This is a genomic window from Gammaproteobacteria bacterium (assembly GCA_030949385.1).
GTDB lineage: Bacteria > Pseudomonadota > Gammaproteobacteria > JAUZRS01 > JAUZRS01 > JAUZRS01.
Genome location: JAUZSP010000007.1, coordinates 177,512 through 203,830, shown reverse-complemented (window position 1 = coordinate 203,830; position 26,319 = coordinate 177,512). Strand labels below are relative to the sequence as shown.

The following is a 26,319-nucleotide window of genomic DNA, read 5'->3' as shown; positions in this document are numbered from 1 at the left end:
CTGATTAAAGCGGTTATTTTAAGGCAATCAACGTGTTTTTTTCTGCTGATTTTCAGCAATTTTTTGCCAGTCAATGTTATTGCAGGCCTCACACTCTTCTTTTAGCACACCCATCCAAACCAGCAAGGCGTGCAGTTTACAGCCGACACAAAAACCCAAAATCGCTTCCAACCACATAAAACCGAGACAAACCCAGACCAAGGTGGTTCCGGTGTTGGCGGGCATGTAGTTTTCTGTGGTGGGCAGCAGCGGGCTGGTTGATAAAAAATTAACCCATTGAGCAAAGGTGTCTGGGTTGAAAAACACCAAGCAGATGCTGATCAGGCAGGCTCCGATGCTCCAGGCAAAACGCTTGGGCAGTAGGGGCTTCCAAACTGGCGGGCTGTTTTTGGCCAACAGACTGGCCAATAAAATCGTCGGTGAGAGGCGAGCGGTGAGGCGAAACATGCCCGCTAGCATCTCGAACAGGGCGTAAAACAGCACAATTGTTTGAGTGCTGTATTCGTAGGTGCGTTTGCTGGCCTCGACGGCGTAAATAATATCGCCATCCCAGTTGGTTTCGTAGGTGTCGCTGGCGGTGTTGCCATCCACCACCCATTTTGAGGTGTAGGCGACATTAAACAGCGTCAGTCCCATAAACAGCGGGATGATGAGCAGCATACCGGCGCGAATGCGCACTGCAACGTCATTGATGTAGAGAGGCGATTCTTTGGGGTCGCGGAACCATAATGTTTTGAGGGCGGTTAACATGCTCGCTGTCCAGCGTGTGATTTGTAGGTGTTAAAGTATACACCCGAAATTTTTATGGGATCGCTTCATCAAAAATGTTCACCATCTCTAATAAAACACGCTGCTGATTACCCTGTTTCTCCTCTTGCAAAGCCCTTTTGGATATTCCAAGATGCGCCCCTAAAACTTCCCTTGGTTACTTTTGGAATTGGTCTATGGATATTTTTTCCCGTCTTGCTGATGAGCTGATGGTGGAGCGCAAACAGGTGGCTGCGGCTGTGGGTTTGTTGGATGACGGTGACACCGTGCCTTTTATCTCCCGCTATCGTAAAGAGGTCACGGGCGGGCTTACTGATACCCATCTGCGTCAATTGGACGAACGTCTGACTTACTTGCGTGAGCTGGATAAACGCCGTGTGCTGGTGCTAGAGACCATTTTTGAGCAAGGAAAACTGATTCCCGCACTGGAAAAGTCGATCCGCGAAACCGACAGCAAAACCCGTCTGGAAGATCTCTATCTGCCTTACAAACCCAAGCGGCGTACCAAAGCGCAGATTGCCCGTGAGCGAGGTTTGCAACCGTTGGCAGATCAATTGTTGGCGCAGCAGGATCTGGATGCCGAAGCGGCTGCAGCAGGTTACGTCGATGCCGAAAAAGAGCTGGCCGATGTGACTGCGGTTCTGGACGGTGCGCGGCAGATTTTAATGGAGCAGTTCGCCGAAAATGCCGATCTGGTGATGCGCTTACGTCAATTGGTCTGGGATGAAGGCGTGATGGCTTCGCAGGTGGCGAAGGGAAAGGAGGAAGAGGGAGCCAAATTCAAAGACTACTTTGACTACCGTGAAGCGCTGCATAAAATGCCTTCGCACCGTGTTTTGGCGCTGTTTCGAGGCCGTAACGAAGGCGTATTAAACCTCAAGTTGCAGGTGAGCGAAGAGGAGGCCGTTGGCCAGAGTCGGTGTGAAAACGAAGTAGCAACGCAGTTTAAGATTGATCCTGAAGTCGCTTCACCGTGGTTGTGGAAAACGGTGCAGTGGAGTTGGAAGATTAAGATTTTTAGTCGCATTGACGTGGATATGAAACTCAAACTCAAGGAGCAGGCGGAAGCGGAGGCGATTAAGGTCTTTGCCAACAACCTCAATGACCTGCTGCTGGCCGCTCCTGCAGGGCCTAAAACCGTCTTAGGTCTTGATCCCGGCTTGCGCACCGGAGTCAAAGTGGCGCTGGTGGATGCCACCGGTAAAGTTTTGGACACCGATACCATTTACCCACACGCACCGCAAAAAAAGTGGAATACGGCGCTCGCCTCACTGGCACGTCTGGCCAAAAGGCATCAGGTCAGTTTGATCAGCATAGGCAACGGTACGGCTTCCAGAGAGACGGAAAAATTGGCGCGGGAGCTGTGTGAGGCACTGCCGGAGTTGAACATGACCCCGATAGTGGTTTCTGAAGCGGGGGCTTCGGTCTATTCGGCTTCGGAGTTGGCCTCCAATGAGCTGCCTGATATGGACGTTTCCTTGCGCGGAGCGGTTTCCATTGCTCGTCGTCTGCAAGACCCCTTGGCGGAGCTGGTGAAGATCGAGCCAAAAGCGATTGGTGTGGGGCAGTATCAGCACGACGTGAATCAAGTGCAACTGAATCGCGGTTTGCAAGCGGTGGTGGAAGATTGTGTTAACGCAGTGGGGGTGGATGTGAACACCGCCTCGCCTGCGCTGTTGACTCAAGTGGCGGGGTTGAGCCGCGATATGGCAAAAAATATTGTGCTTTATCGGGATCAAAATGGCGCGTATCAAGAGCGTAAACAACTGCTGAACGTGTCTCGCCTTGGGCCAAAAGCCTACGAGCAAGCAGCGGGTTTTCTGCGCATTGTTAAAGGGAAAAATCCACTGGATGCCTCAGCTGTGCATCCCGAGGCTTATTCTCTGGTGGAAAAAATTCTGCAAAAATCAGGGCGTAAAATCGAGCAAATTTTGGGTGAGAGTGCTTTTTTAAACAGCTTGAACGTCAATGACTACCGCGATGACACATTCGGTGCGCCAACGGTGGTGGATATTTTTAAAGAGCTGGAAAAACCCGGTCGTGATCCGCGTCCCGAATTTAAAACCGCCACCTTTAAAGAGGGTGTCGAGACGATGAAAGATCTGCTCGAAGACATGCGTCTTGAAGGGGTGGTGACCAATGTGACCAATTTTGGTGCGTTTGTCGATGTGGGGGTGCATCAAGACGGGTTGGTACACATCTCTCAGTTGGCAGATCGCTTTGTTAAAGACCCACGGGATGTGGTCAAAGCCGGTGACATTGTTAACGTGCGGGTGGTGGCGGTGGACATTAAACGCCAGCGTATTGCCTTGTCGATGAAGTTGAATGAAAAAGCCCGTGATGCAGAACGAGTGGAAAAAAAGAGTGATCGTTACGGTGGTCAGCAGAAAAAAGCCTTAAAACAGGCCAATCAAGATGTGGCGCTGGGCAGTGCGATGGCGGATGCGTTACGCGGGGCGTTAAAACGCGGTTAATCAGGGTGTAATCTAAGCGCCGCTTGAGAGCGCTTAGGTGGGGGCTAGTGTTGTTCTGTTAGCAGGGCTTCCAAGGCATCGGGTTTGCCTTTGCAGGCTTGTACAATTTGGTTTTTATGTCGCGCTAAAAAGAGACCAAATTCTTCTGATTTTTTTTCATCCACATCGGGGATGATCTGTTCCAATAGCTGGCTAAAGGCGCTGCCCAGCTCCAGCTCTTTGTCGTGCGCATCAGCGTCTTTTTTGTTTTCAAACATAGAGTTGTCTCTGTCGCATTTCCACATGGGGATGACGGCCATCTTTTTTCCTCTTTTTTAAAGACCGGTTGGCCTGAGTTTAAAACGGTTTAGGGTAAAAATCGGTTCATAAAGCCCATTGGGCGAGACATCTGGCGTACATTGCCACTCATTAAACGGATGCCTTGCACCATGTCGCCAAAGTTGTGATTGACCCCATAAATGGCGGTGTAGATCAAGTCCATGTCGTCATTCATGGTTTCCATGTCGTGCAACATGTCGGCAACGCTGGCGTTCATATCGACGGTGTATTCGGCCATGGCGGCAACGGAGTCGTCGATAACGGGCATCACCGTTAGGTGATTGTCGAACTGTTGCATGGTATCGGTGAGGCTGATCATGTCTGAGGAAATATTGACCACTTTGCTGTTGAGCGATGAGACATTATCAACGATTGAGAGAAAGTGGTCGTAGAGATTGCTGATGTAGTAGACGTTAAACAGAGTCAGAACCAAGGTCACGATGGTGACAAAACGCACCCAGATATTGGTACGGCGCATGTGGTAAAAACGCGCACCACGGTGTCGCTCAGCCTCATTTTCCAGCTTGGTGAGGGTGAGGTTAAATTGCTGTTGAAAGCGACGCTGTTGCTTTTCATTCATATTTTGCTCTCTCTATCACGTCGCTATGGAAAGGGCATAAACCGGTTCAGAGTGCGAGCCGGTTGTGCCATGTGGTTGACTTCGCTCGTCATGCGCTGGATGTTCTGTGACATCTGCTGTGAACGTTCGTGCATGGCGACGCTCTGTTGTTGAATCGAGGTGACATCGACGGTGATGTCGTCAATTTCATCGCGCATTAATTTCATGCTGTTGTTAAGTTCTTTGATATTGCTCTCCATGATGGGCATGGATTGGCTGATGTGGGGTAAACGCGCCACATTGACTTCCAGTTTTTTCATAATGTCACGAATGTTGTGCATCCGGTCATCGACCACTTCAAACGATTGGTTCATTTCAGCAATGACGGTGGCCACTTGGTTCATCTGGGTGGAGACGGTGTAGAGCATCAAAAACATGCCGATGCCGATGATGCCAAGAAACAGCATACCGATGCGTATGCTTAGCCGAATCCGCTTTCCTTGATGTTCTTGCACCGTGATGATGGTGCGAATAATGCGCTCAAAGTGGCGAACGGAGCTGGTGAGCTCTTCAAATTTGCTGTTGTTTTCCATATGACCTGTTTGTGGGATTAGACGCGAGAAGAGCCGAGTATAACAAACGTGTTATTCGTCGGGGCGATGAATTGTATTGATGGGAATTAATTGCAAAGTGGTAGGGTAAAACGATAGAGTATAAGTTTAGGCGCTAAACAAAAGGAGAGGGTTATGAGTCGTTGGGGTGTTGTTGGATTAATGTTGTTCCTAACAGGTTGTGTGAGTCCGTTGCCAAAATCTTTGCAGATGGAGCCAGCGGAGAACCCGTCACTGAAAGCGGTGTTGGCGCAGACGGATCATTACGTCGGCAGCATCGTGCGTTGGGGTGGCACGGTGGCCTCGATTGAAAACGGTGAAAAGGAGACGCTGCTGGAGGTGGTAGAACGGCCTTTGGCAGAGAGTGCTCGCCCGTGGCGCAGTGATCGTACTCATGGCCGTTTTTTGGTGCGAGTTACAGGTTTTTTAGACCCAGATATTTACGCCAAAGGGCGAGCGGTGACAATCAAAGGGGTGGTGGACGGTGAGCGCGAAGGAGAAGTAGGAGAGCATCCTTATCGTTATGTACTGCTGCATTCACAAGCTTTGCATCTGTGGTCGAAACAGCCTCAGAGGGTGCGCAGTGACGTGCAAATTTACGTTGATCCGTTCTATTTTTATCGGCCTTATTTTCGCCGTCACATCTATTGGCATTGAGGTTGGTTATTTTTGAGTGTTGTTTTAAGCTTCGTTATTTAATCTGCTGTTTGCCTTTGAAAATCACTTCAACACGGCGGTTTTGCGCACGACCTTCGGCGGTGTCGTTATCGGCAACGGGGTTGCTTTCACCCATGCCGATGGACGTAATACGTGCAGCCGCAATGCCCTGTTTTTCCAAATAGGTTTTCACCGCTGCTGCGCGTGATTCAGAGAGTTTCTGGTTCATTTCTGCATTGCCCATGCTGTCGGTGTGACCAACAATTTCGATGGAACGAAGGGTGTCGGTTGCTTTGATTCTCTTGGCCAGTGCATCGAGCTCACTCAGACCGGCATTGCCCAGAGAGGCTTTACCACTGGCGAACAGCGCACCGGATTTCAGCACCACGGGTTCAAAAGCCGGTTTTTTGGGCTGTGTGACAGGTGGGGGTGTGTTTTCAGCGAGTCTTGTAACGGGGGCAGGTATTGCTCTGGGAGCCGGTTTTGTGGTCATTTTTACCGCTTTACCACCTGCACATTCGGCAATGGCCAGTTTGGGGCTCCAACTGCCGGTGTGCCAGCATTCGCCAAAGGGGTCTCTGACAACGTTACCAGAGCTGTCAGTAACGTAACCGGCGTTGCCTTTGATGGCGGCAAACGCGCTGGAGCTGATGATTAAACTGCTCAGAAGGGTGATGGGCAGCAGGAAGGTTTTTTTACTCATGGGGTTGTTTTTCTCTCAAAGGGATGGAAATAAAGTTTGGGAGAGCGTTCATCTGTCAGCCGTGTTTTTCCATCCAAAGTGCAAATTGTGTTTCCGCTTGTTGCAGTTCAAATGGGTTTAATAGGCCGCGTTGCAAAGCCACGCTTACCGCTCGTGAACGAGGGTTCAGGGTTTCACAGCCGTTTTTTAGGGTGATGCGCTCGATGCCCAATTTTTGGTAGAGGGATTTTAAACGGCTCTGTACGCCGCGTCGAGATAAAAAGCGGCGCTGTGCGATCAGGTTGTCAGTCAACCCTAAGGCGATGTCGAGCAAGACATCAAACTCGGCATCGGAAATCAGGTCACGAGATTGGCCGGTGCGCGCTTGCACCGGTCTGAGTTTGGGATCAATCCAACACTGCTCTTCGTGAAAGACCTGTGCCAGTGCTTTGAGTAACGTTTTGGCGGGGTTGCTTTTCAGGATGTAACCGTAGACGGTTTCGGCAGGAATGATTTTGCTCAGCGAGCGGATGTAGATTTCATCTTCATACTGTGACCAAAAAACAATCCGTGCTAAAGGCGCACGTTGCCAAACTTCGGTGGCCATGGCAATGCCGTTTAATTTTGGCATCTGAATGTCGCTCAAAATATGGGGCTGGTTAAAGTTAGACAGTGACTCTAATAGATCCATGCCGTTATCAAACAGAATTAACTCGGCGTTAAAGTCTCTCAGATTGGTGCGTAAAAACTCTTGATCACGCGGGTTGTCTTCTGCAATTAAGAGTGGGTTGTTATGATCCATTTTATCCTTTTTGCCTCCGTTCATAAGGAATGTCCAATTGCACACAGGTGCCTTTGCCGTTGGGATTGGACTGCCAGCGAATGTCGGCGTTCATGCTTCTGACGCGGGTGCGAATGTTGGCCAGTCCGTGTGAATTAATGCCAATGTCACTTTTGTTAAAACCGATGCCATCATCGGAGACTAAAACTCGAATGTTATCTTCACTCTGTTTTTTTAGCGTGATGTGGAGTGCGCTGGCTTGGGCGTGGCGTACTGTATTTTGGCTCAATTCCAGTAAAATTCGATACAGATTCAGTTGATTTACGCTGCCCAGAAGTTGATCTATTTCAGCTTCAATGGTCAGTGACCATGTGAGTCGATCTATTATTTGAATTCGTTTTTCAAGGGCATCAGAAAGGGTCGCTTCCAGACCTAAAATACTGAGTGCTTGCGGGTGCAAGTCATCAATAATGCCACGAATGCCTTCACTCATGGTATTGAGGCTGTTGGTTAGGGCGGACACTTGCTGATGCAGAGGGTTATTTTTTTCACATGAAATTAGGTAGTTGTCTGTTTCACGGATTCGATGGGTGATTTCGCCCAAGACCTGATCGTGCAGATCCATCGCAATGCGGGTTCGTTCACTTTCAATTCGTTCAATGGTCAGAGTGGCTTCACCGGTTTGACGAATTTCACGACGCTTCAATCTCAGCACGGTGAAAGCAACAAGAGAAAAAACAAGAAAAATCAGGCTCATTTCAAAGATTATTTTGGACTTTTCTTGTTGAAATAAGGTGGTGTCCGGTGTGTCGATTAATACCCACGGGGTATTCGATACTTTTTGCAGCGCGAGCAGTTTATTTAGGTTGGTGGGGGTGGGGCTGTTTTTTTCGGTCGCGTGTGCCTTTTTAGCAAAGACACTGAAAAGCGTGTTGAGTGATTTTTTTAAGCTCTGCTCAGATGGCTCTTGTGTTGCATTATCATAGGTGAGCAGTTGTAATCTGTGGCCACGAATATGACCATTTTTTAAAATGGTGTTCAGTCGTTCGATATGAAAACTGATAAAAAACAGGCCGGTGCGATTGTGCATGCCAAACTCGGTGACGATGTCAAAGTGGCTGCCCTTTTTGTTGCTGTGAATTTTTATCGGCTGCTGTTTGGAGCGAGAGCGGGCAAAATCGAGCAGCTGTAAGCGGCACGGTTCAGCTAAGTTTTTGGAGTTTAGGGTGAAGTTCGGTATTCCTTGGGCATCGGCCAGAGCAAAATCACTGTATTCGGGTAAAAACTGCGTCAATGACGTTGCCAGTTGCTTGGCTGATGTTTGATTGTCGGGCTGTTCCAATAAAGAGGTTAAGGTCTGACGATGTTGAACGGCATAAAGTCGTGCCAGTCGGCGATAACTTTGAATCAGGTTGGAAATTTCACCGGCCACCGCCGTCACCGAATGGGTTGCCATGCCTTGGTGATAACGTGAAAACTGCTGGTAGCGACTGTATCCCTGCCAAGCGAGAAGCAGGAATACCAGCGCCAAGGTGGCAATAACAAAGAGTGAATTACGCTGCGCCATATCGTTTGGCTACCAGTGCATCCAGTGATAATTTCCCCAGCCCATGAACAAATATGACCAGTAGCATTACGCCCCACAAGATGTGTTGTTGCAGACCGGCACCGCCGTCTTCGCCAAACAGGAAGGAGCCATAGGAGTAGACCGCAATTGCATTAAAGATAAACAGCGCCAGCGCAACGGGGCGTGCTAAAAAACCTAAGAGTAAAAAAATAGGTAAAATTAATTCTGTGGCTGCACCTGTCCAAGCGGCGGTCACGGGTGAGAGCAGTGGCACGGCGTATTCGTATTCAAACAGCATCACGGTGGTGCTCCAGCTCTGAATTTTGGTCAGACCTGAGAGAAAAAAGGCGTAGGCGACCCAAAAACGCAGACCAAAATCCAATAAGGGGCTTAATAAAGCGGTAACGTTGCTGCCTTTTTCGCAGGTTTTGGCGATCAGATGTAAAGCAGACATATTAATTTACTCCTAAAGGTGAGTTAAATTTAAACCGACAATCCAACCCCGTTGCACGTAGAGGGGTAATGTTTTATTCAGTGCTTCAAGACCACCGGCAAGCTCGACCAGTTGTGCAAAAGAGTGACCCGAATGCAGGGCGTTGAGCAGTGACCACTCCGCTGGGGTGAGGCGATCCATGCGGCACTCGTCGCCTTGTCTGAGCAGCAGCAGTTGATCGCCGCCATTATCAAGATCAATTTCAGCGTTCTCTTCACCTTTTTGGTTGGCCTGCCAAATGGCCAGCACAGGATAAGGGGAGTGCAGCAGGCGTGCTGAGGCGGAGAGAGTAAAACGTACCTTTTGCAGTGCCTCGTTGCTTAAGGTTGCCAAGGCTGCAAAATTGGCTTCGGCATCGTCAGCGGCGTAAAAGACCTCTTCCCATAACCACTCTAAGCGCGCCACGTCGGGCAGATACACAAATTCTTTTACCGGCTCAAATTCGGTTAAAAACTCAGCAAACTGACGACCAAATTCACCCAGATCGGGCTGTAAAGAGGGGCTTAGGGAGGCGTAGTGGCGTGCCATTGCAGCAAAAAACTCCTCCCCCAAGAGTGTTTCGATGACCGGATAGGTGCTGGCTAAAACACGGCTGAAGCTGCTTAAAATGGAGTCTCGATAAATGTTTAATCGCTCGGTGGCAGCGGGGCCATGTTTGCTGTCGATCTGCTGCACAATTGGGTGCTGATCGTCGGCAGGGGCAAAAACGGCTTCTGCAAAGGCGTTTTGTAATTCGACGAGGGAGGTCATGCTTCAACCTCTTGGCACTGCTGTTGGTAGGCTTGCGCTTTGGCCACCTCTTCGGCTAAAACGCTAAAGGGGGGGATGTCGGTGTCCCATTCGATTAAGGTGGGGGTGTCGCCAAAGCGTTGCAAGGCCTGTTGATAGAGATCCCAGACCGGTTGATGCACTCGTTGTCCGTGGCTATCAAACAGATAACCGGCTTGCTCTTCGTAACCGGCCAGATGAAGTTCGGCCACCGCTGAGGCGGGAAGGTCATTTAAATAATCATGAGCTGAAAAATCGTTGTTGACCGCGCTGACGTAGATATTATTAACGTCTATTAATAAGCCGCAGTCGGTCTGTTGGTGTAATTGGCGTAAAAATTCTGTTTCGCTGATTTCACTCTCTTTAAAACTTAAATAAGCCGATGGATTTTCAATAATAATAGTACGACCCAATAACTCTTGTGCGTGCTGAACGCGGCTGACCATGTGCGCCAGACTTTCTTGAGTGTAGGGCAGGGGGATTAAATCGTGTAGATAGCGGTGGTGGACACTGACCCAAGCGAGATGGTCAGAGATCAGCGCGGGTTGAAAACGGTCTACTTGCTCTTTTAGGCGTTTGAAATAGGCTTTGTTAATGGGGTCGGTGGAACCGAGAGACATGCCGACACAGTGAAAACTGAGTGGGTAACGTTGTGCCACGCGCTCAAGATTGCGAATGCTTGGCCCTCCGGCAGAGAGAAAATTATCCGCCAGTATTTCCAGCCAAGGCACGGGGTTGCTTGCGCTTTCAAGCAGTTCGTTGAAGTGTTCGACACGCAGGCCAACACCGACACCCCTGAGAGATTGAGTCATTTTTTTGTGCCTATTGAGTTTTTTTGTGAATAAAATAAAACTTGAGGCGGAGAGAACCTCAAGTTTTAAAAAAAGCGTAAGGGCTTAGCTTTTCACCTTGCCATTCACAATTTTGCTACAGGTACCGGTGGGTACGTAGATCCAGTCAGTGGAGGCACCGTCATTGGAGGCTTGACCGGCGCAGGCGTGTTTTTTGGTGCCGCAATCGTTCTGTTTTGCTTTGACGATGCCGGAGCATTTTTCAAAACCTTCTTTTGCTGCCAGAGCAGTGCCAGAAGCGGCCATCAGGCCAACTGCCAATACGGTTGCCATAGAAGAGGCTGCGATGATTTTTGATGCTTTCATTGTTACGCTCCTAGAGTGTTTGGGGTTATCGGATAAAACGTAAGTGCCGCTGAAGGCCACCCTGCGTTTCCGATGGGCTTACTTTCCTCCATCAGCGGGGCTATGGCCAGATGATAACAAACAGAGTGGAGTGTGCTTTTGCACAGTGTGAAGGGAGAGTGGGTTTGGGGTGTGATTTTTTTATGGTAATTTTGTTCTCTTTGAGGTATAAGTGTTGATTAGCTTAAGTGATTTGTGAATAGTGTTTTAAATTATAAAAGGGGTGGTTTGTGAATTACGAGTATACGCATGGCTTTCCTTATGAAAAACTGAAGAGTTTAATTAAGGATGAAGATGTTGATGAGTTATGGTTGGCTTTTGCATATTTTTCGAAAGATTTGGTTTTAGACATACTGGACTTGATGAAAAAAAGAAATAAAAAAAGCAGTGGTGAATGTTATTTTTTCGATGGAATCGGTTAATCCGTTTCATGAGGTGGTGGATGAAATAATTCATATGACTACATTGCCATATTTCAAATTCACTCTCGTTAAGAGTCCATTGATGCATGCAAAATTGTTTGCTGCTAAATCAAAAGAAAGTATGTGTATTTATTTAGGGTCTGGTAATCTTACTAACAGGGCTGTGAAGTCAAACATTGAAACAGGTGTTTTGTTGACGATTGCTGAAACAAAAAAGAGCATGGAATATATAAATGAATTGATAGGGAAATGTGAGGCGAAAAGTTCAGTTGAAGATATTATAAGAAAGTCAATGTATTCTCACTTCTATAGTGAGTTGTTGTTTCTTGCGCTGGATGAAAGCAAAATGAGGCAGTGTATTTTTGTATCCCCAAGTGGTATTAAAAAAATTATTTCTGATTTAAGGGTGTCTGATTCAGGTGATGAGGGTGTGGTAAATATAAAGTCAAAACGGTCGCTCAGTATTTCCGTTTTAAAAGATGATGATAGGGTTTTGCTGTTGAAAAAAGAGAAGGAGTTTAAGAATGAAATTAAAAAGCACTTTGCAATTAAATTGGATGCCTATGGGTGGGTTACTTCGCGGTGGTCTCTAGGTCGTGTTTTAAATGAAGATCATCCGATAGGGAGGATTTATATTGATTTTATAGATGAAATTAATTCGATTAGAAATAAGTATAAAAATATTGAGTATAGGGAATCTATCTCTGATGAAATAAGGGAGTATATTCTTGGGTGGGTTCATAATGAGGGAGGAGAGCTATCAGGATACCAAAGGGCATCTATTGATGGATTCTTGGATAAGTTTGATTTTGATATTAGTGATACAAGAAGCCCATATAGAAAAATAGAGAGATTGTTTGATAAAATAAGTGGGCGTTCTGATATTGTTTCTTTGCTTAACCCCTACAAGATTGGTGATAGTGGTGTGACTGAGAATGATTGCGAATTTAGCCTTTTGTCTTCTGATCAAATTAATTTATTGGTTATGTGTGAGCTTGCAATAAAACTAAGATACAAGCAGGTGTCGCTTAATATTCCATCGGTTTGGTGGTTTGATGTTGGGTTGGATAAAGATATTCATAATATTTATGGGTATGACTCTCTTTCAAGGTACAAAGAAGATACACGCATGAAACTGGAGTCTATTGTGTTGGATATTCAAGAAGCATCCAGTAGTTCTGAATTGGATCGTTGTATGGACAGCTATTGTGAAATAACAGGATTTAATTTGGCGATGAAATACCCAGAAATGTCAGAGTTACTTGTTAACAAGAATATTGTTTGTGTTGATGGGAGTGTTGAATCATTGGATAAAGGGGTGTCAGATGAGTGTCCATATGTATTTATTGAACCATCAAAAATAAGGTACAATCTTGAATTTAAGGATGGTTTGGAAAGTGATGGAGTTATTATTGCTTTTGATAAAAACGAGGCTCTGAGTCGTTTGGAAATGGATGAGAGTGATCTTGAAAAAATAAAGGGTAAGTTTGTTCTAGGAGGTAATTTAAAATTTTATTTTGATCTTAGTAGCAGTTCAATGACGCATCTTTATATAGATAGCTTAACTCCTCAGGATATTGAGTAATATTTAGGGGTGTATATTTCAGGGCAAACGCACGAAAACGTATTGATTTAAAAGGGAAAAGTATAGGGTTATAATTGTTTCTCAGCTAATCAAGCGAGAATCGTTCATGCAAACCCAATCTTTAATAAAGCATATCAGTACAATCCCTGATCCTCGAATCGAAGGCAAATGCAGTCACAAATTGGTCGATATCATCGCGATTTCAATCTGTGCGATCATCTGTGGAGCTGAGGATTGGAACTCTATTGAAGAGTTTGGGCAAACAAAGCAGTCGTGGTTCGAAAGTTTTCTTGAGTTGCCCCATGGAATCCCATCGCACGATACGTTTCGGCGTCTTTTTTTCATGCTCTCCCCAGAGGCATTTGAGCGTTTTTTTACAGAGTGGGTTCGAGATATAGCGGGATTAGTTCAAGGTGTGATTGCCATTGATGGTAAGACGCTGAGACGTTCTCACGATCGGCGGCTGGGGAAAAAAGCGATCCACATGGTGAGTGCGTGGAGCGTAGAAAATCAGTTGGTATTGGGGCAAGTAAAAACAGAAGAGAAGTCAAATGAGATCACGGCGATCCCCAAGTTGCTCAATATGCTGGCGATCAAAGGCTGTATTATCACCCTTGATGCCATGGGTTGTCAGCGATCAATTGCTCAGCAAATCATTGATCAAGAAGGGGATTATCTGCTGGCATTGAAAGGCAATCAGGAAAAACTATCCAAAGCAGTGGAAGCCCTGTTTGATCAAGCGGACACAAACGGCTTTGAAGGTTGCGATTTTAGTTATCATGAGACGAAAGAGGTTTCCAGAGATCGCACGGAGATTCGACGACATTGGACATTGTCGTGCGATGAGACATTGGAAGAGGCCAAGCAGTGGGCATCCTTAAACACCCTCGGCCGAGTGGAATCCGAACGAACGGTAAAGGGAAAAACGACGATAGAGCACCGCTATTACATTAGCTCCATTGAGAATAACGCAGAACTGTTTGGTCGATCTTTTCGCCAGCACTGGGGGGGTGGAAAACTCACTGCATTGGCAGTTGGATGTGAGTTTTCGAGAAGATGAGTCTCGAATTCGCAAGGGGTATTCAGCACAAAATTTTGCAGTAATGAGGCATATGGCATTAAACCTTCTTAAACAGGAAAAGAGCTTAAAGTTGGGTGTAAAAAATAAACGTTTAAGAGCAGGGTGGGATGAGGAATATTTGAAAATAGTACTTAATGGCACTTAATTTGATGCGTTTGCCCTGGTGTATATTTAGCTTCTAGTTTAAACAGGCACAAAAAAGCGGGCTTAGCCCGCTTTTTTAGCTACAGCAAAAACAGCGACTTATTTGGTCCACTCACTTATATCGTCGGTGCTTTTTTTCTTGACCGGCTTCATAACCGGCGGTGTAGGCATCGCTTGCACGCTGCTCTTCACGTTCGGGGTGACCTAAGTAGCCACCCTGCCAGCCGATGATGTACTCGTCTTGCACGTTGTTGTCTTCCATCTTGGTGATTGCGTCGCGGTAAGCTTGATCCATTGTAATCTCCTTTAGAGAGTCTGGATTCGTTGAGTCAACGAAATTAAAAACACAGGGGTTAGTAAAAAAAATCAGTCCGCCAGACCCGCTTCAAAGCGAGCAATGGCAGCACCGGAGTTGATCACCTCACGCACGGCTTGACCGGCATCCGCCAGTGAGTCGTACTTTTTGAGGTGGGTAAGCATAATCGAAGCGGCGTAAACCAGTGCATCAAAAGCGGGACCTGTTGTGCCTTGCAGAGCAGCGACACCTGTCTCTGCGGCGGCTTCCGCTGCCGCATCAAGATTAATACTGGAGTTGCTCTGCGCCACAGCGGGGGGCAGGTCTTTGGGCAGCGGCACCGCGCGGGTGCTTTGCTCAATGCCCATACTTTGTGGCGTGATCTGCCACTCTTGTTCTTCGCCTTTATCGTGGTAGTGATGTACTTTGGCGGGTTGTTGCAAAGAGGGGATGATGCCGCCTTCCACGCCGCGCACAATCGCTGCGCTGCTGAAGCCTGCGTACCGTGCCAGATGGGCGTAGATGGGCGGATAGGCCTTATGCACAAAGCCGGTGAGCAGATGGGTCTTTTGGCGACCGCGAATCGGCCCGACCAAAACCTCTACCGTGGTCAGCACTTGGCGTTTAACGATGCGCTGGCGCAGCTCAACCAAATTGTGCATCGCTGGGCAATAATGGCTTTGATCCACATAGGCCCAGCCGACGTTCTCATCGCTGAGGCGCAGAGCGGCAGCGGTTGGTGAGAGATCCACATTGGCACCAGCCGCGTGCAGCACTTGGCGATGAGTGACACCAAATTTAGGCCCGATGCTCTGCGCACCGTGAGAAACCGACGGATAGCCACAGGCGGCCAACAGCGCAGGCAAAAAGGGCGCAATCAACAGGCCGCGTACTTGGCCATCGTAAGGGTCAGCGATGTCAATCACTTCGTCCACTTCGGCAATGGCGGTGCTGCTGTGGTCGATGATCGCTTGCAGAGTACCCATGTACTCTTCGTTCACTTCGCGCTTCATGCGCATGGCGATCAGCAATACGGCGGTCTGTACCGGATCGGCTTCGCCTTGCATGACCAAAGTGAGCGCCGCATGAGCTTCTTCAAAGGAGAGGTCCTTGCTGTACTCGGGGCCGGTAGCGACTTTTTGGATGCAGGTGCGCATATTGGCTTGCAGGTCACTGGTTTCGATCAATTGCGCCGACATGGCGATTCCTCAGTAAAAAAGGGTTTCAATTTGAGTGAATGGGAAAATGACACCACAAACTCACATTTTGGGGCAGGAAGCATACAAAACCCTAGGCTTAGGCTGTATATCCCCATAGAGGGGGGAAGGCAGTAATCCTGTCTTTCTCCCTTCGGGGATATACCTAAAAGGGATAGGTTTATATATGATCCGTGCGCAAATGTCCGAGTAAAAGACTTGGCTATTGTGACCGAAACTGGGTCGTTTGACAAAAATTGAGGAGTACCTGCGGTGAGTGAGAACGAGATTAATATGGAGCTGGCCAGTGGCATGGCCGCATTTGAGGCCAAAGAATTTTCCCGTGCGATGCAATTTTTATCCGCCATCGCCGAACAGGGTGACGCCGATGCACAGCATCGGGTGGCGATCATGTATCAGAACGGTTTAGGCACACCGCCGAATCAGGCGGAAGCGTATCGCTGGATGACAGCCTCAGCGAAGCAAGGTCTGGCCATTGCTCAGCACGGTTTGGGTTTTATGTTTATGGAGGGCGACTGTGCGGTGAAAAACGGCGCAGAAGCGGTGAAATGGTTCACCCTCGCAGCGGAGCAAGGTTTGGTGGGATCCCAAACCACGCTGGCGATGATGTACGAAGAGGGCAATGGGATTGAGAAAAACCCCGAAGCGGCGAAAGAGTGGTACAAAAAGGCGGGCTTTTAAGTCATGCGCCCCGCGTTTATCGCTTCGGTCTTGGATCAAGAGTTTCTCGGTGCCTCGACGGGTCATCACACCCCTGTGATGTTGTGGGGTCCGCCTGGAGTGGGCAAATCGCAGATCGTGGTTCAGGTGGCGGAATCCCACCAAGTGCCAGTGATTGACATTCGTCTTTCGCAGATGGAACCATCAGACCTGCGTGGCATTCCTTTTCGGGACGGTGAACAGGTGGAATGGGCGGTGCCCTCCATGCTGCCCAACTCAAAAACTCATGGCCCGAAAGGCATCCTTTTTTTGGATGAGATCACCTCCGCGCCACCGAGTGTGTCGGCGGCGGCTTATCAGTTGATCTTGGATCGTCGTCTGGGCAACTACCGTGTGCCGGAAGGTTGGGCGATTGTGGCGGCGGGCAATCGGCAAGGGGATCGCGGCGTGACTTACGCCATGCCCGCACCCTTGGCGAATCGGTTTTCTCATTTTGAGGTGGAGGTCAATCTGGACGATTGGGTCGCTTGGGCTTACCAAGAGGGCATTGATGAGCGGGTGATCGCCTTTTTGCGTTTCCGTCCTGAACTGCTGTTTGATTTTGATCCAGCACACAACCCGATGGCCTTTCCTTCGCCGCGTTCGTGGGAATTTACCCATCGGGCGTTGCAGAAATTTCTGCACCATCCGCAGTTGTTGCTCGGCTCCCTGCAAGCTTGTGTCGGCCCGGCGGCGGGCATTGAGTTGAATGCCTTTATCGCCAGCTTGGATCAGATGCCTGATCTGGATGCCATTTTGCGTGGCGAAGCGGTGTTGGTACCAGAAGAGATTGATCTGCAATACGCCGTGGCCACGGCCTTGGTGGGGCGCGCGATTCGCGCCAAAGAGAGCGAGCACGCGCAGGCGGTTTTCGGCGCTATTTTGGAGTACGCGAAACAGTTTCGTCAAAAAGAGATGGGGGTGATGTTGGTTTCGGACATGCACCGTGCCATCGGTGCTGAACTGTTCAGTGTGCCGGAGTTTGCCGACTGGGCGAAGGACATTGCGGATTTGATGTTGTTTGACAATTGAGCCGTTTATGGATCTGAAAGCGATTGAACAACGTCTGAGCGCCGCTCGCACCCGTCTTATTTTGGACAAGCCTTTTTTGGGTGCGTTGGTGCTGCGGCTGCCGATGGTGGCCGCGCAGCCAGAGTGGTGTAAAACCACCGCCACCGATGCGCGTACGTTCTATTACAATCCCGAATTCATCGAAGCGTTGCGACCTGAAGAGGTGCAGTTTGTCCTCTGCCATGAGGCGCTGCACTGCGGTTTGTCTCATTTTGTTCGCCGTCAACATCGGCTCAAAGCCCGTTGGGATGTGGCCTGTGATTACGCCATCAACCCACTGCTGTTGAAAGAGGGGTTGATGCCGCCACCTGGTAGCTTGCTGCTGCGTGAATTTGAAGGCATGAGCGCCGAAGAGATCTACCCTTGCATCAAAGAGGAGGAGAATCTTAAACCGCTGGACGATCATATTTACGATCAAGAAAACCAAGACGGTGGCGGTCAGCAGGGCGGCGTGGGGGATAAACCACCCTCCAGTAACTCACCTTCCGCAGGTGACGGTGGGCAGACAAAGCCGGAGTTAGACACAGAGCAAAACAACGGCGGTCAGGGGCAGTCCAATTCGCCCGAACAAGGCTCAGATGGTTTGGCCAAACGTCCGCCACCGCTGCTGCAAGAAGAGCGGGATTCTCTGGCAGTGCAGTGGCAACAGCGGTTGGCCGGTGCGGCTCAACAGGCGATGCAGGCGGGTAAAATGGGCGGCAACATGGCGCGCACGGTGGATTTTATGTTGCAGCCGCAACTGCCGTGGCGAATGATGTTGGCGCGTTACGTTTCGGCCACGGCACGGGACGATTACAGCTACACCCGTCCTTCCACTCGCCGTGGTGATCCGGCCATCTACCCCAGTTTGCGCAGCGCGCAGATTAATCTGGCGGTGGCGCTGGATGTGAGCGGTTCCGTGGGCGACAAGGAACTGGCCACGTTTCTGGCCGAGATCAACGCGATTAAAGGCCAGATGCGCGCCCGCATCACGTTGCACGCCTGCGATGCCAAATTGGCAAAAGAGGGCCCGTGGTGTTTTGAGCCGTGGGAAGAGATCGTGTTGCCAAAAAGTTTTAAAGGTGGCGGTGGTACGGCGTTTAAACCGATGTTTTCCTGGTGGGAAACACAGGATCGTCAGCCTGACCTGTTGATCTATTTCACCGATGGGTTGGGTAAATTTCCTGAATATGCGCCGCCCTATCAGGTGATCTGGTTGATTAAAGGTAAAAAAAGGGTGCCTTGGGGGCAGCGGGTTCAACTCAATTAGTGGGAGCGTACTGATGCCAGAAATATCGAGGTTTTTTGGGATTATAATTAGGATGTTCTACGATGAACATAATCCACCGCATTTTCATGCAGATTATGTGGAATATGAATGATGTGATAGAAATAGATTATAAGAATGACTATGTTTATCAAATCACATTTGACAATGGCGTTTCTGGTGAGATTGATTTCTCTAAGTATCTGGATAAAGGGCCCGTTTTTTTCCCCTTAAGAAAGAGGTCTTTTTTTAAAAAGGCCATGATTGAAGGTGGAACAATATCTTGGCCAAATGGTGCGGATGTTTCTCCTGAAACACTGTATGAGAGAGTAGTAAAGAGCCTAAGTCAGATTCAATCACCAAAGCGAGTTATCTTTTAAGGTTATTTTAGTTATGCAACTCTCTCCAGAAGACAGTTTACGTCTCAATGTCTTGTTAGCACAGCCTCTACAGGCGGTGCGCATTGATGAATCAAAACCGATGCTCTACGCCCTCACCGAACGGGGTGAGGCGCGGGTGGCGTTAACGCCCACCTGTCGCCCAGACCGTTACATCAAATGGGTGCGGGAGATGTTCTCCAGCCATTTTCTGGGTTCACCGAGCGGCTATCCGGTCTATCTGCGACGCTGGACGCGCATGGGGCAGGCCAAAGCAGACAGCTTGGAAAAGCTGCTGCTGCTGGGGGAACCCGAAGCGGTGGTGGCGGTGGCGCAGTCTCCGGCTTTGAGCGATGAGCTGGCACGAAGGGTCTGGTGGTGTGGCCAGAGCGCCGACAACGCGCGCCGAATGCTGAAAAAACCAGCGGTGGCACAAGGGGCAATGGGGACGGAGTTGGCGGAGTTCTTATTGGAATTTTTGCCCTTTGAAGAGTCGCCAAAGGCGATGATCGACTCCATTCACGCGGTGTTGCAGCCCGATCTGATCAGCGAAGAGCAGCGCGCCACTCTGTGGAAAAAAGCCAAACGTAAAACCACCTATTACGTTGGTTTTCTGCATGCTCAACCTCATGAATTGCCGATGGAAGCCGCTGCTCATGGCCGGTGGTCTGAGTTGCAAGAGACGTTGTTGGAACAGGAGAACCCGTACCTAACCCTGTTAGAAAAGGTGCTTTCAGCGCAGGGACAAGCCTTTTTAAAGACCGTTGAATTGGTAATGAAAAAACCGGCCAATCAGGATGAAGTGGTCTCTTTGATGAACGCCATCGGTGATTATTTTGCTGATGTGCGTCCCTATGAAGATGGAGAGCGGCGGCGTTCTTTGCAGATCATGCAAGCGGATGTGGATCTGTTGTGTGACAAACAGTGCCAACCCGATCTGTCCGAAGCGTTGCGGCATGTGGCTGATTTTGTGCCGCAGTTGAAAGCGGTGATGGTGCTCTCTTTGGTGAGTGAGTATCTGGTCAACCCCATTTTTGGCCAGAGCGATGCTATCGGTTCATTGATGCGGCGTAAATTGGAGCCGGTGACGGAGCCTCTGTTGCAGGTGTGTGCGTTGTTGCGTTGAGAGTGAGAGGGCTGAACATGTTCAGCCCGACGATTAACAGCCATCATTGGGCTGCTGCGGATTCCTGTTATAATCCGCCGCCTTTCTATTGCCAAGTTTGCCGTGACCCTTTATGAGTGATTTTCTGCAACAGATGCAGCGTCGTCGCACGTTTGCCATCATCTCCCATCCCGATGCGGGTAAAACCACCCTGACTGAAAAACTGCTGCTTTACGGCGGTGCGATTCAGATGGCGGGCAGCGTTAAAGGCCGAAAAGCGACGCGCCATGCCACCTCCGATTGGATGACGATGGAGAAAGAGCGTGGCATCTCCGTCACCTCCTCTGTAATGCAATTTCCTTATAAAGAGTGTGTTATCAATCTGCTCGACACTCCGGGGCATGAGGATTTTTCTGAGGACACCTATCGCACTTTGACCGCAGTGGATTCCGCCTTGATGGTGATTGATGTAGCCAAAGGGGTGGAAACGCGCACGAAAAAATTGATGGAGGTTTGCCGCTTGCGTGATACGCCGGTGATGACCTTTATCAATAAATTGGATCGTGAAGGCCGTGATCCGATTGATTTGATGGACGAAGTGGAAGAGGTGTTGAAAATCCGTTGCAGCCCCGTTACGTGGCCGATTGGCATGGGCAAGCGTCTCAAAGGGGTGTTCCATCTCTGGTACGAAACCCTGCATCTGTTCAGTGCCACTCACGGTGGCAAGATGCAAGAGGGCGAGGTGATTCAAGGTTTGCATAACCCGCGTTTGGATGAGGTGTTGGGTGAGTCGGTGGCAGAGGAGCTGCGCGAGGAGGTTGAGTTGGTGCGCGGTGCCAGTCATGAATTTGATAAAGAGGCCTATCTCAAAGGGGAGTTAACCCCGGTTTTTTTTGGTTCGGCGATCAATAACTTCGGCATTGAAGAGCTGTTGAACGAGTTTGTCCAGCATGCCCCCGCCCCGCAAGCGCGGCAGACCACACTGCGTGAAGTCAAACCGGAAGACGATAAATTCAGCGGTTTTGTCTTTAAAATTCAGGCCAATATGGATCCGCAGCACCGGGATCGCATTGCCTTTTTACGCATCTGTTCGGGAATGTATAAAAAGGGCATGAAGGCGCGTCATGTACGGATCAAAAAGGAGGTCAAGTTTGCCGATGCGGTGACCTTTATGGCTTCGGATCGCGGTCACATTGAGACCGCCTATCCGGGCGACATCATCGGCTTGCACAACCACGGTGGCATTCGCATCGGCGACAGTTTTAGTATCAATGAGGAGTTGGTGTTTACCGGCATCCCCAATTTTGCCCCTGAACTGTTTCGTCGTGCGCGCCTCAAAGACCCCTTGAAGATGAAAGCGTTGCAAAAAGGCTTGGCGCAGCTTTGTGAAGAGGGCGCGACACAGCTGTTTAAACCGCGCATCAATAACGATTTGATTCTCGGTGCGGTGGGAATATTGCAGTTTGATGTGGTGGCGCAACGGCTCAAAGACGAATACAAAGTGGAGTGTCAGTTTGAAGCGGTGACGGTGCAGACGGCTCGCTGGGTCAAGTGCGACGACGACAAGCTATTTCAGCAGTTTCAGAACAAAGTGGCGGCCAATTTGGCACAGGATCACTCCGGTGAATGGGTCTATTTGGCCAGTACACGGATTAATTTACAGATGACCGAAGAGCGTTGGCCGGAGGTGCAGTTTTTGGCCACCCGCGAACAGAACGGAATTTGAGACCCCCTTTTGGAGTTTGAATTATGACAAAACGTATTACCATCGTTGGCACCGGTTTTGGTGCTTTGACCGCCGTGCGTACCCTGCGTAAACAGGACTCTGAAGTGGAGATTACTGTGGTGGGCAAAAAAGCGGAATTTTTTTATTACCCCAGCTTGATTTGGGTGCCTTCTGGGCGACGTACGGCGGCAGATCTGACCGTCAATCTGGATAACTTCTTTAAAAAGATGCAGGTCACGTTTCATCAAGGTGCGGCCAAAGAGGTGAAAAACGGCGGTCGTCTGCTGCTGACAGAAAACGGTGAGATTGAGAACGATGCGCTGTTGATTGCCTCTGGTGGGCGCTACCTGCGCAAATTGCCGGGGATCGAAAACGCTGCAATTCCTTGTGAGGGCATGGAAGCCGCTGAAAAAATTCGAGATCGTCTCAAAGAGATGGACGGTGGCACCATCGCCTGTGGTTTTGGTGGCAACCCCAATGAACCGAGCGCCATGCGCGGTGGGCCGATTTTTGAGTTTCTCTTCGGTATTCACACTCAGCTTAAAAATGAAGGCCGTCGAGATAAGTTCAAGCTGGTCTTTTTCTCACCTGCGGCGGAGCCGGGCAAACGTCTTGGTGAGAAAGCCGTTGGGCGTTTGCTCAAAGCGATGGCGGATCGGGACATTGAAACCCATCTGGGTCATAAGATGAAACGTTTCAGTGACAGCGCGGTGGTCACCGAAGGCGGTGAATTTGCCGCCGATCTGATCGTCTTTATGCCGGGGATGAGCGGCAGCACTTGGTTAATGCAGAGCGATCTGCCTAAATCGGCGGGTGGTTTGTTGCCTGCCAACGAATTTTGCCAAGTGGAAGGCCAAGAGCGTATCTACGCAGTGGGTGATTGTGGCAGCTTCCCAGGACCGGCTTGGATGCCCAAGCAGGCGCACATGGCGGATCTGCAAGCGGCGGCAGCGGCGAAAAACATCTTGGCCGAGTTGAACGGTGAGAGCGCCAGCCACACCTTTAAAGTGGAGTTGGCCTGCATTGTTGATTCGTTGGATTCGGGCATGTTGGTGACGCGTACGCCGAAACGCAATTTTATGTTGCCCTCGATGAAACCGCTGCATTGGGCAAAAATTCTGTTTGAGAAGCTCTATCTGCGTCAGTACCGTTAGTTGATGAGCAATTCTCAACACCCCTTTGAGCGTCTAACCCCAGACTCGGTGATGGACGCCATTGAGGCGCACGGCTTTCGTTGTGATGGTCATGTGATGGCCTTAAACAGCTATGAAAACCGCGTTTATCAGGTGGGAATTGAGGGTGAGCTGCCGATTATCGCTAAGTTTTATCGCCCCGAACGCTGGAGCGAGGCGCAGATTGAGGAGGAGCAGGCGTTCTGTTTTGAGTTAAAAGAGGCGGAGTTGCCGGTGATTGCGCCTCTCAGGAGCGAGGATGGCGAGGCTATTTTTCAGCACGCCGGTTTTTTCTTTTCTCTCTATCCTCGTCAAGGCGGCCATGCGCCGGAGCTGGATAATCTCGATAACCTCTACATTATGGGCAAGCTGTTGGGGCGGATGCACGCCCTTGGCGCACGCCAGCCGTTTGCGGTACGACCAACGCTGACGATTAAAAACTTTGGTTATGACAGTGTTGAGTTTATCAGCGAACAGATGATTCCCTCGGATTTAAAGTTGGCTTACGACACGCTCTGTGTGGATCTGTTTAAGGTGATGGAGCAGCGTTTGGCGGAGGTGGGGGAGGTGACTCATCTGCGCGTTCACGGTGACTGCCATTTGGGTAATATTTTGTGGCGCGATGAGAAGCCTTTTTTGGTGGATTTTGATGATGCGCGCATGGCTCCGGCGATTCAGGATATTTGGATGCTGTTGTCCGGTGATCGTCAGCGCCAAACGGTGCAGTTGGCTGAAATTGTTGAAGGTTACAATGAGTTTCACCACTTTGAGCCACGGGAATTGCCCTTGATCGAGGTGTTGCGTACCTTGCGCATCATGCATTACGCAGCATGGTTGGCGCGGCGCTGGTCTGATCCGGCTTTCCCCTTCAGTTTTCCTTGGTTCAATACGGCTAAATATTGGGAAGAACATATTTTGACCTTGCGGGAGCAGTATTCGGCTTTGATGGAGCCGCCGTTGCAATTGTTTAACGCATGAGATTTTTGTTACTGTTGTGGCTTTTTTGGCTCTCTCCGCTGATGGCAGAGGGTCTGCTGTTGGTGGAGAAAGAGGCCAAAATTGTTCAACTGCTGCCCGATGTTGGAGGAGATAAGCGTTTTGAAGCCAGTGGCCTGACGGTGGTGGCTGAGCAGGCTTATGTGGTGTTTGATAATCGCCCTGCGGTGGCTCAACTGTCAATTTCATTGTCTAAAGTAGCGTCCAATCACTTGTTGGATGGGGAGACGTCTGGGGTGGGTTACGAGGCGCTGAGCTTCGATCCAGCGGAAAAACGGTTTTATTTGTTGCAGGAGTCGCTCAAAAGGGATGCGGGGTTTTTTGCCAAATTGAGCAGTGGCACTCTTCTTAACGACACTGAATTGCAGAGCCAGTGGTTGGATTTTGAGCTGCCAAGTGGCAACAAAGGCTTGGAGGGTTTGGCTTTTTTCAGTCGTGGCGGAGCAGAGTATCTGTTGGCGCTCTGTGAAGGTAATCGCTGCACGTCGGGTAAAAAGGGGCGTAAGGCGGGCAAAGGGCGTCTGTTGTTGTTTGCCAAACGTGCCGGTCGCTGGTCTTTTGAACGCAAAATTAAGCTGCCTAAATCGCTGCGGTTTGTGGATTATTCGGGGCTGGCGGTACAGGACAATCGCATTGCCATCACTTCTCAGGCTTCGTCGCGGCTCTGGGTGGGGCGCTTGAAGAAGCGCTCATGGTCGTTGAAAGGTGACGGTGAGGTGTACCGTTTACCAACAAACGCGGCAGGAGAACGGCTCTACTGTAATATTGAAGGGGTTGCGTGGTTATCAAAATCCCGTCTGCTGCTGGTGTCGGATCGGCGCAAAAAATCGAAGCAGAACAGACGCTGTAAAGCGAAAGATCAATCCATTCACCTTGTCAGGTTGCCGAATTGACGGTTCGGCGCGTTTAACAGGAGCATTACGATGATTAAAGTGACCAAGAAAAAATTGGATCAGGGTCGATTAGACGATTTGGTGGCCAATGCCCGTGTCAGTCAAGAGGCGAAAGAGCGCGGTTATCGAGATCGGGCGCTGAAAATGTACCCTTGGGTTTGTGGTCGTTGCAGCCGCGAATTTAACCGTGAAAATTTGCGTGAACTGACCGTGCACCATCGCAATCACGATCACGACTACAACCCCGAAGATGGCAGCAACTGGGAGTTGCTTTGCCATTTCTGCCACGACAACGAGCACTCCAAATTGGAAGAGCAGTTGCAGTACGGCAACAGCAGCCATACCGATGGCGCTAAAGAGGAGGACACGTTTAATCCCTTTGCGGGTTTGAAAGATATGATGGGCAAAAAGTGACCGATTTTGCGGCCATTCGGGCGATCTCTTTTGATCTGGATGACACTCTGTGGGAGCTGTCAGCCGGTGATTCAACGGGCTGAAGCGACGTTGTATGCTTGGCTGCAACATCATGCGGGGCGGATTAGTGCGGGTTACAGCAGCGAGCAGATGCGTGAGGTTCGTATTCAACTGGCTCAGCAGCAGCCTCATTTGCAGCACGATTTGAGTGAGCTGCGCCGAGTCTCGTTGCGTCAACACGCCGATGAGGCGGGTTATTCTCAGGAGCCGTTGGTGAGTGAGGCGTTTGAGGTGTTCATCGCGGCGCGCAACGAGGTGACGTTGTTTGACGATGTGTTGCCGGTGTTGGCCGCTTTGGGGCAGGTGTATCCGCTGGTGGCGTTGACCAATGGCAATGCGAATTTGAAGCGCATCGGTATTGATCACCTGTTTCAGGTTTCGATTTGTGCTGAGGAGGTCACTTTGGGCAAGCCGGATGCGCAGATGTTCAATCTGGCCTGTGAGCGTTTGCAACTTGCGCCATCGTCGCTGTTGCATGTGGGCGATGATCCTTTGCGAGACGTTTGGGCGGCGCAGCAAGCGGGTCTTCAGGCGGTGTGGATGAACCGTTTTGCAGCCCCGTGGTCGAGGTGTGAATCTCAGCCCTTGACGGTAAAAACCTTGTTCGAATTGGAAAAAAGCCTATCAACGGTAGCCTTATTAGGATAAAGGGCGGCTTGGTTGAAACATAGCTTTGGCTTTTGGAAAAATAGAGAGCAATCGTCTCACACGCGGTATTTTTTCTGGCTTTTACGTTTAAATTCCTTAACATTTATACTAGAATGGTAGCTTAAGTTTTGTGCTGTAGATTGCAAAATTGATCGCTTGATATTGGATCTTGAGAGAAAACCTACTTTTTAAATTGTTAGGATTATCATTAGGTTGCTGATTTCTTAAGACTAAAGTAAGAAATTAGTGGTAATAAGAGAAGGAGCGGTAACAGTAGCTGTTTTTTTTATCACG

Annotated in this window: 28 protein-coding genes and 2 pseudogenes; 17 read left to right on the top strand and 13 right to left on the bottom strand. The window is 49.5% G+C overall.

Annotation, left to right across the window (positions count from 1 at the left end; translation table 11 throughout):
* Positions 1-27: 27 nt before the first annotated feature.
* Positions 28-750, bottom strand: coding sequence for a DUF4395 domain-containing protein (locus Q9O24_10455; GenBank protein ID MDQ7075546.1), 723 nt, complete (start codon positions 748-750; stop codon positions 28-30).
* Positions 751-944: 194 nt separating this feature from the next.
* Between Q9O24_10455 and Q9O24_10450 the strand changes: the two genes are divergently transcribed.
* Positions 945-3,242 carry a Tex family protein gene (locus tag Q9O24_10450; GenBank protein MDQ7075545.1) on the top strand — a complete coding sequence of 766 codons (2,298 nt, stop codon included), beginning with the start codon at positions 945-947 and terminating at the stop codon, positions 3,240-3,242.
* A gap of 44 nt (positions 3,243-3,286) precedes the next feature.
* On the opposite strand, the gene Q9O24_10445 is transcribed toward Q9O24_10450, so the two are convergent.
* The 3 genes from Q9O24_10445 to Q9O24_10435 are packed head-to-tail and all read right to left on the bottom strand — an operon-like array spanning position 3,287 to position 4,712.
* Positions 3,287-3,541, bottom strand: coding sequence for a YebG family protein (locus Q9O24_10445; GenBank protein ID MDQ7075544.1), 255 nt, complete (start codon positions 3,539-3,541; stop codon positions 3,287-3,289).
* A gap of 47 nt (positions 3,542-3,588) precedes the next feature.
* Positions 3,589-4,140: a hypothetical protein gene (locus Q9O24_10440; GenBank protein ID MDQ7075543.1), complete on the bottom strand. Its 552-nt coding sequence runs from the start codon at positions 4,138-4,140 to the stop codon at positions 3,589-3,591.
* Positions 4,141-4,163: 23 nt separating this feature from the next.
* Complete coding sequence (locus Q9O24_10435; protein ID MDQ7075542.1) at positions 4,164-4,712, bottom strand: hypothetical protein; 549 nt, start codon at positions 4,710-4,712, stop codon at positions 4,164-4,166.
* 153 nt (positions 4,713-4,865) lie between these two features.
* Between Q9O24_10435 and Q9O24_10430 the strand changes: the two genes are divergently transcribed.
* Positions 4,866-5,387 carry a Slp family lipoprotein gene (locus Q9O24_10430; protein ID MDQ7075541.1) on the top strand — a complete coding sequence of 174 codons (522 nt, stop codon included), beginning with the start codon at positions 4,866-4,868 and terminating at the stop codon, positions 5,385-5,387.
* Positions 5,388-5,421: 34 nt separating this feature from the next.
* Here Q9O24_10430 and Q9O24_10425 read toward each other — a convergent pair whose 3' ends face one another.
* The 7 genes from Q9O24_10425 to Q9O24_10395 all read right to left on the bottom strand — a co-directional run bounded on the left by Q9O24_10425 (position 5,422) and on the right by Q9O24_10395 (position 10,835).
* Complete coding sequence (locus Q9O24_10425; GenBank protein MDQ7075540.1) at positions 5,422-6,090, bottom strand: OmpA family protein; 669 nt, start codon at positions 6,088-6,090, stop codon at positions 5,422-5,424.
* Between the two features lie 55 nt (positions 6,091-6,145).
* A complete protein-coding gene (locus Q9O24_10420) occupies positions 6,146-6,895 on the bottom strand; it encodes a response regulator transcription factor (protein MDQ7075539.1) in 750 nt (249 codons plus the stop codon).
* Entirely contained in the window at positions 6,873-8,417 is a 1,545-nt protein-coding gene (locus Q9O24_10415; GenBank protein ID MDQ7075538.1) for an ATP-binding protein, read from the bottom strand. The genes Q9O24_10420 and Q9O24_10415 overlap by 23 nt, the downstream gene beginning before the upstream one ends.
* Positions 8,404-8,871 carry a DoxX family protein gene (locus tag Q9O24_10410; GenBank protein MDQ7075537.1) on the bottom strand — a complete coding sequence of 156 codons (468 nt, stop codon included), beginning with the start codon at positions 8,869-8,871 and terminating at the stop codon, positions 8,404-8,406. The genes Q9O24_10415 and Q9O24_10410 overlap by 14 nt, the downstream gene beginning before the upstream one ends.
* Before the next feature lie 12 nt (positions 8,872-8,883).
* A complete protein-coding gene (locus tag Q9O24_10405) occupies positions 8,884-9,660 on the bottom strand; it encodes a DNA-binding domain-containing protein (protein ID MDQ7075536.1) in 777 nt (258 codons plus the stop codon).
* Positions 9,657-10,490: a DUF692 domain-containing protein gene (locus Q9O24_10400; protein ID MDQ7075535.1), complete on the bottom strand. Its 834-nt coding sequence runs from the start codon at positions 10,488-10,490 to the stop codon at positions 9,657-9,659. Before Q9O24_10400 ends, Q9O24_10405 begins: the two co-directional genes overlap by 4 nt.
* Positions 10,491-10,574: 84 nt before the next feature.
* Positions 10,575-10,835, bottom strand: a complete 261-nt coding sequence (locus tag Q9O24_10395; protein MDQ7075534.1) for a DUF2282 domain-containing protein — start codon at positions 10,833-10,835, stop codon at positions 10,575-10,577.
* Positions 10,836-11,104: 269 nt separating this feature from the next.
* Here Q9O24_10395 and Q9O24_10390 point away from each other — a divergent pair, with 269 nt between their 5' ends.
* The 3 genes and pseudogenes from Q9O24_10390 to Q9O24_10380 all read left to right on the top strand — a co-directional run bounded on the left by Q9O24_10390 (position 11,105) and on the right by Q9O24_10380 (position 14,107).
* Positions 11,105-11,296 (top strand): hypothetical protein, encoded by a 192-nt coding sequence (locus tag Q9O24_10390; GenBank protein ID MDQ7075533.1) that lies wholly within the window; start codon positions 11,105-11,107, stop codon positions 11,294-11,296.
* Between the two features lie 82 nt (positions 11,297-11,378).
* Positions 11,379-12,881, top strand: coding sequence for a hypothetical protein (locus tag Q9O24_10385; protein ID MDQ7075532.1), 1,503 nt, complete (start codon positions 11,379-11,381; stop codon positions 12,879-12,881).
* A gap of 106 nt (positions 12,882-12,987) precedes the next feature.
* Positions 12,988-14,107: pseudogene (locus tag Q9O24_10380) on the top strand (ISAs1 family transposase).
* Between the two features lie 111 nt (positions 14,108-14,218).
* Here the strand turns inward: Q9O24_10380 and Q9O24_10375 are convergent.
* Both Q9O24_10375 and Q9O24_10370 read right to left on the bottom strand, forming a co-directional pair.
* Positions 14,219-14,401, bottom strand: coding sequence for a hypothetical protein (locus Q9O24_10375; protein MDQ7075531.1), 183 nt, complete (start codon positions 14,399-14,401; stop codon positions 14,219-14,221).
* 71 nt (positions 14,402-14,472) lie between these two features.
* Positions 14,473-15,600, bottom strand: a complete 1,128-nt coding sequence (locus Q9O24_10370) for an anthranilate phosphoribosyltransferase (GenBank protein ID MDQ7075530.1) — start codon at positions 15,598-15,600, stop codon at positions 14,473-14,475.
* A gap of 291 nt (positions 15,601-15,891) precedes the next feature.
* On the opposite strand from Q9O24_10370, the gene Q9O24_10365 reads away from it, so the two are divergent.
* From Q9O24_10365 to Q9O24_10310, 12 genes and pseudogenes are all read left to right on the top strand, one after another.
* Complete coding sequence (locus Q9O24_10365) at positions 15,892-16,299, top strand: tetratricopeptide repeat protein (protein ID MDQ7075529.1); 408 nt, start codon at positions 15,892-15,894, stop codon at positions 16,297-16,299.
* A 3-nt stretch (positions 16,300-16,302) separates the two neighbouring features.
* Positions 16,303-17,349 carry a MoxR family ATPase gene (locus Q9O24_10360; protein MDQ7075528.1) on the top strand — a complete coding sequence of 349 codons (1,047 nt, stop codon included), beginning with the start codon at positions 16,303-16,305 and terminating at the stop codon, positions 17,347-17,349.
* Between the two features lie 7 nt (positions 17,350-17,356).
* Complete coding sequence (locus Q9O24_10355; protein ID MDQ7075527.1) at positions 17,357-18,637, top strand: VWA-like domain-containing protein; 1,281 nt, start codon at positions 17,357-17,359, stop codon at positions 18,635-18,637.
* A 13-nt stretch (positions 18,638-18,650) separates the two neighbouring features.
* A pseudogene (locus Q9O24_10350) lies at positions 18,651-18,734 on the top strand (DUF4160 domain-containing protein).
* Positions 18,700-19,014: a DUF2442 domain-containing protein gene (locus tag Q9O24_10345; GenBank protein MDQ7075526.1), complete on the top strand. Its 315-nt coding sequence runs from the start codon at positions 18,700-18,702 to the stop codon at positions 19,012-19,014. The pseudogene Q9O24_10350 and the gene Q9O24_10345 overlap by 35 nt, the downstream one beginning before the upstream one ends.
* Before the next feature lie 13 nt (positions 19,015-19,027).
* Positions 19,028-20,137 (top strand): hypothetical protein, encoded by a 1,110-nt coding sequence (locus tag Q9O24_10340; protein ID MDQ7075525.1) that lies wholly within the window; start codon positions 19,028-19,030, stop codon positions 20,135-20,137.
* Between the two features lie 112 nt (positions 20,138-20,249).
* On the top strand, positions 20,250-21,842 hold the full coding sequence (locus Q9O24_10335; protein MDQ7075524.1) for a peptide chain release factor 3: 1,593 nt from the start codon (positions 20,250-20,252) through the stop codon (positions 21,840-21,842).
* Positions 21,843-21,865: 23 nt separating this feature from the next.
* A complete protein-coding gene (locus Q9O24_10330; GenBank protein ID MDQ7075523.1) occupies positions 21,866-22,996 on the top strand; it encodes an FAD-dependent oxidoreductase in 1,131 nt (376 codons plus the stop codon).
* A 3-nt stretch (positions 22,997-22,999) separates the two neighbouring features.
* Entirely contained in the window at positions 23,000-23,992 is a 993-nt protein-coding gene (locus Q9O24_10325; protein ID MDQ7075522.1) for a serine/threonine protein kinase, read from the top strand.
* The gene (locus Q9O24_10320; GenBank protein ID MDQ7075521.1) at positions 23,989-24,903 is read left to right on the top strand and encodes a hypothetical protein; all 915 of its coding nucleotides are present in this window, start codon (positions 23,989-23,991) and stop codon (positions 24,901-24,903) included. Before Q9O24_10325 ends, Q9O24_10320 begins: the two co-directional genes overlap by 4 nt.
* A gap of 30 nt (positions 24,904-24,933) precedes the next feature.
* A complete protein-coding gene (locus tag Q9O24_10315; GenBank protein ID MDQ7075520.1) occupies positions 24,934-25,317 on the top strand; it encodes a YajD family HNH nuclease in 384 nt (127 codons plus the stop codon).
* 39 nt (positions 25,318-25,356) lie between these two features.
* Positions 25,357-26,025 (top strand): HAD-IA family hydrolase, encoded by a 669-nt coding sequence (locus Q9O24_10310; protein MDQ7075519.1) that lies wholly within the window; start codon positions 25,357-25,359, stop codon positions 26,023-26,025.
* Positions 26,026-26,319: the final 294 nt, after the last annotated feature.

Coding starts and splice junctions, on each gene's coding strand:
- Q9O24_10455 (MDQ7075546.1), bottom strand. CDS start 750: ATGTTAACCGCCCTCAAAACATTATGGTTCCGCGACCCCAAAGAATCG.
- Q9O24_10450 (MDQ7075545.1), top strand. CDS start 945: ATGGATATTTTTTCCCGTCTTGCTGATGAGCTGATGGTGGAGCGCAAA.
- Q9O24_10445 (MDQ7075544.1), bottom strand. CDS start 3,541: ATGGCCGTCATCCCCATGTGGAAATGCGACAGAGACAACTCTATGTTT.
- Q9O24_10440 (MDQ7075543.1), bottom strand. CDS start 4,140: ATGAATGAAAAGCAACAGCGTCGCTTTCAACAGCAATTTAACCTCACC.
- Q9O24_10435 (MDQ7075542.1), bottom strand. CDS start 4,712: ATGGAAAACAACAGCAAATTTGAAGAGCTCACCAGCTCCGTTCGCCAC.
- Q9O24_10430 (MDQ7075541.1), top strand. CDS start 4,866: ATGAGTCGTTGGGGTGTTGTTGGATTAATGTTGTTCCTAACAGGTTGT.
- Q9O24_10425 (MDQ7075540.1), bottom strand. CDS start 6,090: ATGAGTAAAAAAACCTTCCTGCTGCCCATCACCCTTCTGAGCAGTTTA.
- Q9O24_10420 (MDQ7075539.1), bottom strand. CDS start 6,895: ATGAACGGAGGCAAAAAGGATAAAATGGATCATAACAACCCACTCTTA.
- Q9O24_10415 (MDQ7075538.1), bottom strand. CDS start 8,417: ATGGCGCAGCGTAATTCACTCTTTGTTATTGCCACCTTGGCGCTGGTA.
- Q9O24_10410 (MDQ7075537.1), bottom strand. CDS start 8,871: ATGTCTGCTTTACATCTGATCGCCAAAACCTGCGAAAAAGGCAGCAAC.
- Q9O24_10405 (MDQ7075536.1), bottom strand. CDS start 9,660: ATGACCTCCCTCGTCGAATTACAAAACGCCTTTGCAGAAGCCGTTTTT.
- Q9O24_10400 (MDQ7075535.1), bottom strand. CDS start 10,490: ATGACTCAATCTCTCAGGGGTGTCGGTGTTGGCCTGCGTGTCGAACAC.
- Q9O24_10395 (MDQ7075534.1), bottom strand. CDS start 10,835: ATGAAAGCATCAAAAATCATCGCAGCCTCTTCTATGGCAACCGTATTG.
- Q9O24_10385 (MDQ7075532.1), top strand. CDS start 11,379: ATGCATGCAAAATTGTTTGCTGCTAAATCAAAAGAAAGTATGTGTATT.
- Q9O24_10375 (MDQ7075531.1), bottom strand. CDS start 14,401: ATGGATCAAGCTTACCGCGACGCAATCACCAAGATGGAAGACAACAAC.
- Q9O24_10370 (MDQ7075530.1), bottom strand. CDS start 15,600: ATGTCGGCGCAATTGATCGAAACCAGTGACCTGCAAGCCAATATGCGC.
- Q9O24_10365 (MDQ7075529.1), top strand. CDS start 15,892: ATGGAGCTGGCCAGTGGCATGGCCGCATTTGAGGCCAAAGAATTTTCC.
- Q9O24_10360 (MDQ7075528.1), top strand. CDS start 16,303: ATGCGCCCCGCGTTTATCGCTTCGGTCTTGGATCAAGAGTTTCTCGGT.
- Q9O24_10355 (MDQ7075527.1), top strand. CDS start 17,357: ATGGATCTGAAAGCGATTGAACAACGTCTGAGCGCCGCTCGCACCCGT.
- Q9O24_10345 (MDQ7075526.1), top strand. CDS start 18,700: ATGAACATAATCCACCGCATTTTCATGCAGATTATGTGGAATATGAAT.
- Q9O24_10340 (MDQ7075525.1), top strand. CDS start 19,028: ATGCAACTCTCTCCAGAAGACAGTTTACGTCTCAATGTCTTGTTAGCA.
- Q9O24_10335 (MDQ7075524.1), top strand. CDS start 20,250: ATGAGTGATTTTCTGCAACAGATGCAGCGTCGTCGCACGTTTGCCATC.
- Q9O24_10330 (MDQ7075523.1), top strand. CDS start 21,866: ATGACAAAACGTATTACCATCGTTGGCACCGGTTTTGGTGCTTTGACC.
- Q9O24_10325 (MDQ7075522.1), top strand. CDS start 23,000: ATGAGCAATTCTCAACACCCCTTTGAGCGTCTAACCCCAGACTCGGTG.
- Q9O24_10320 (MDQ7075521.1), top strand. CDS start 23,989: ATGAGATTTTTGTTACTGTTGTGGCTTTTTTGGCTCTCTCCGCTGATG.
- Q9O24_10315 (MDQ7075520.1), top strand. CDS start 24,934: ATGATTAAAGTGACCAAGAAAAAATTGGATCAGGGTCGATTAGACGAT.
- Q9O24_10310 (MDQ7075519.1), top strand. CDS start 25,357: ATGACACTCTGTGGGAGCTGTCAGCCGGTGATTCAACGGGCTGAAGCG.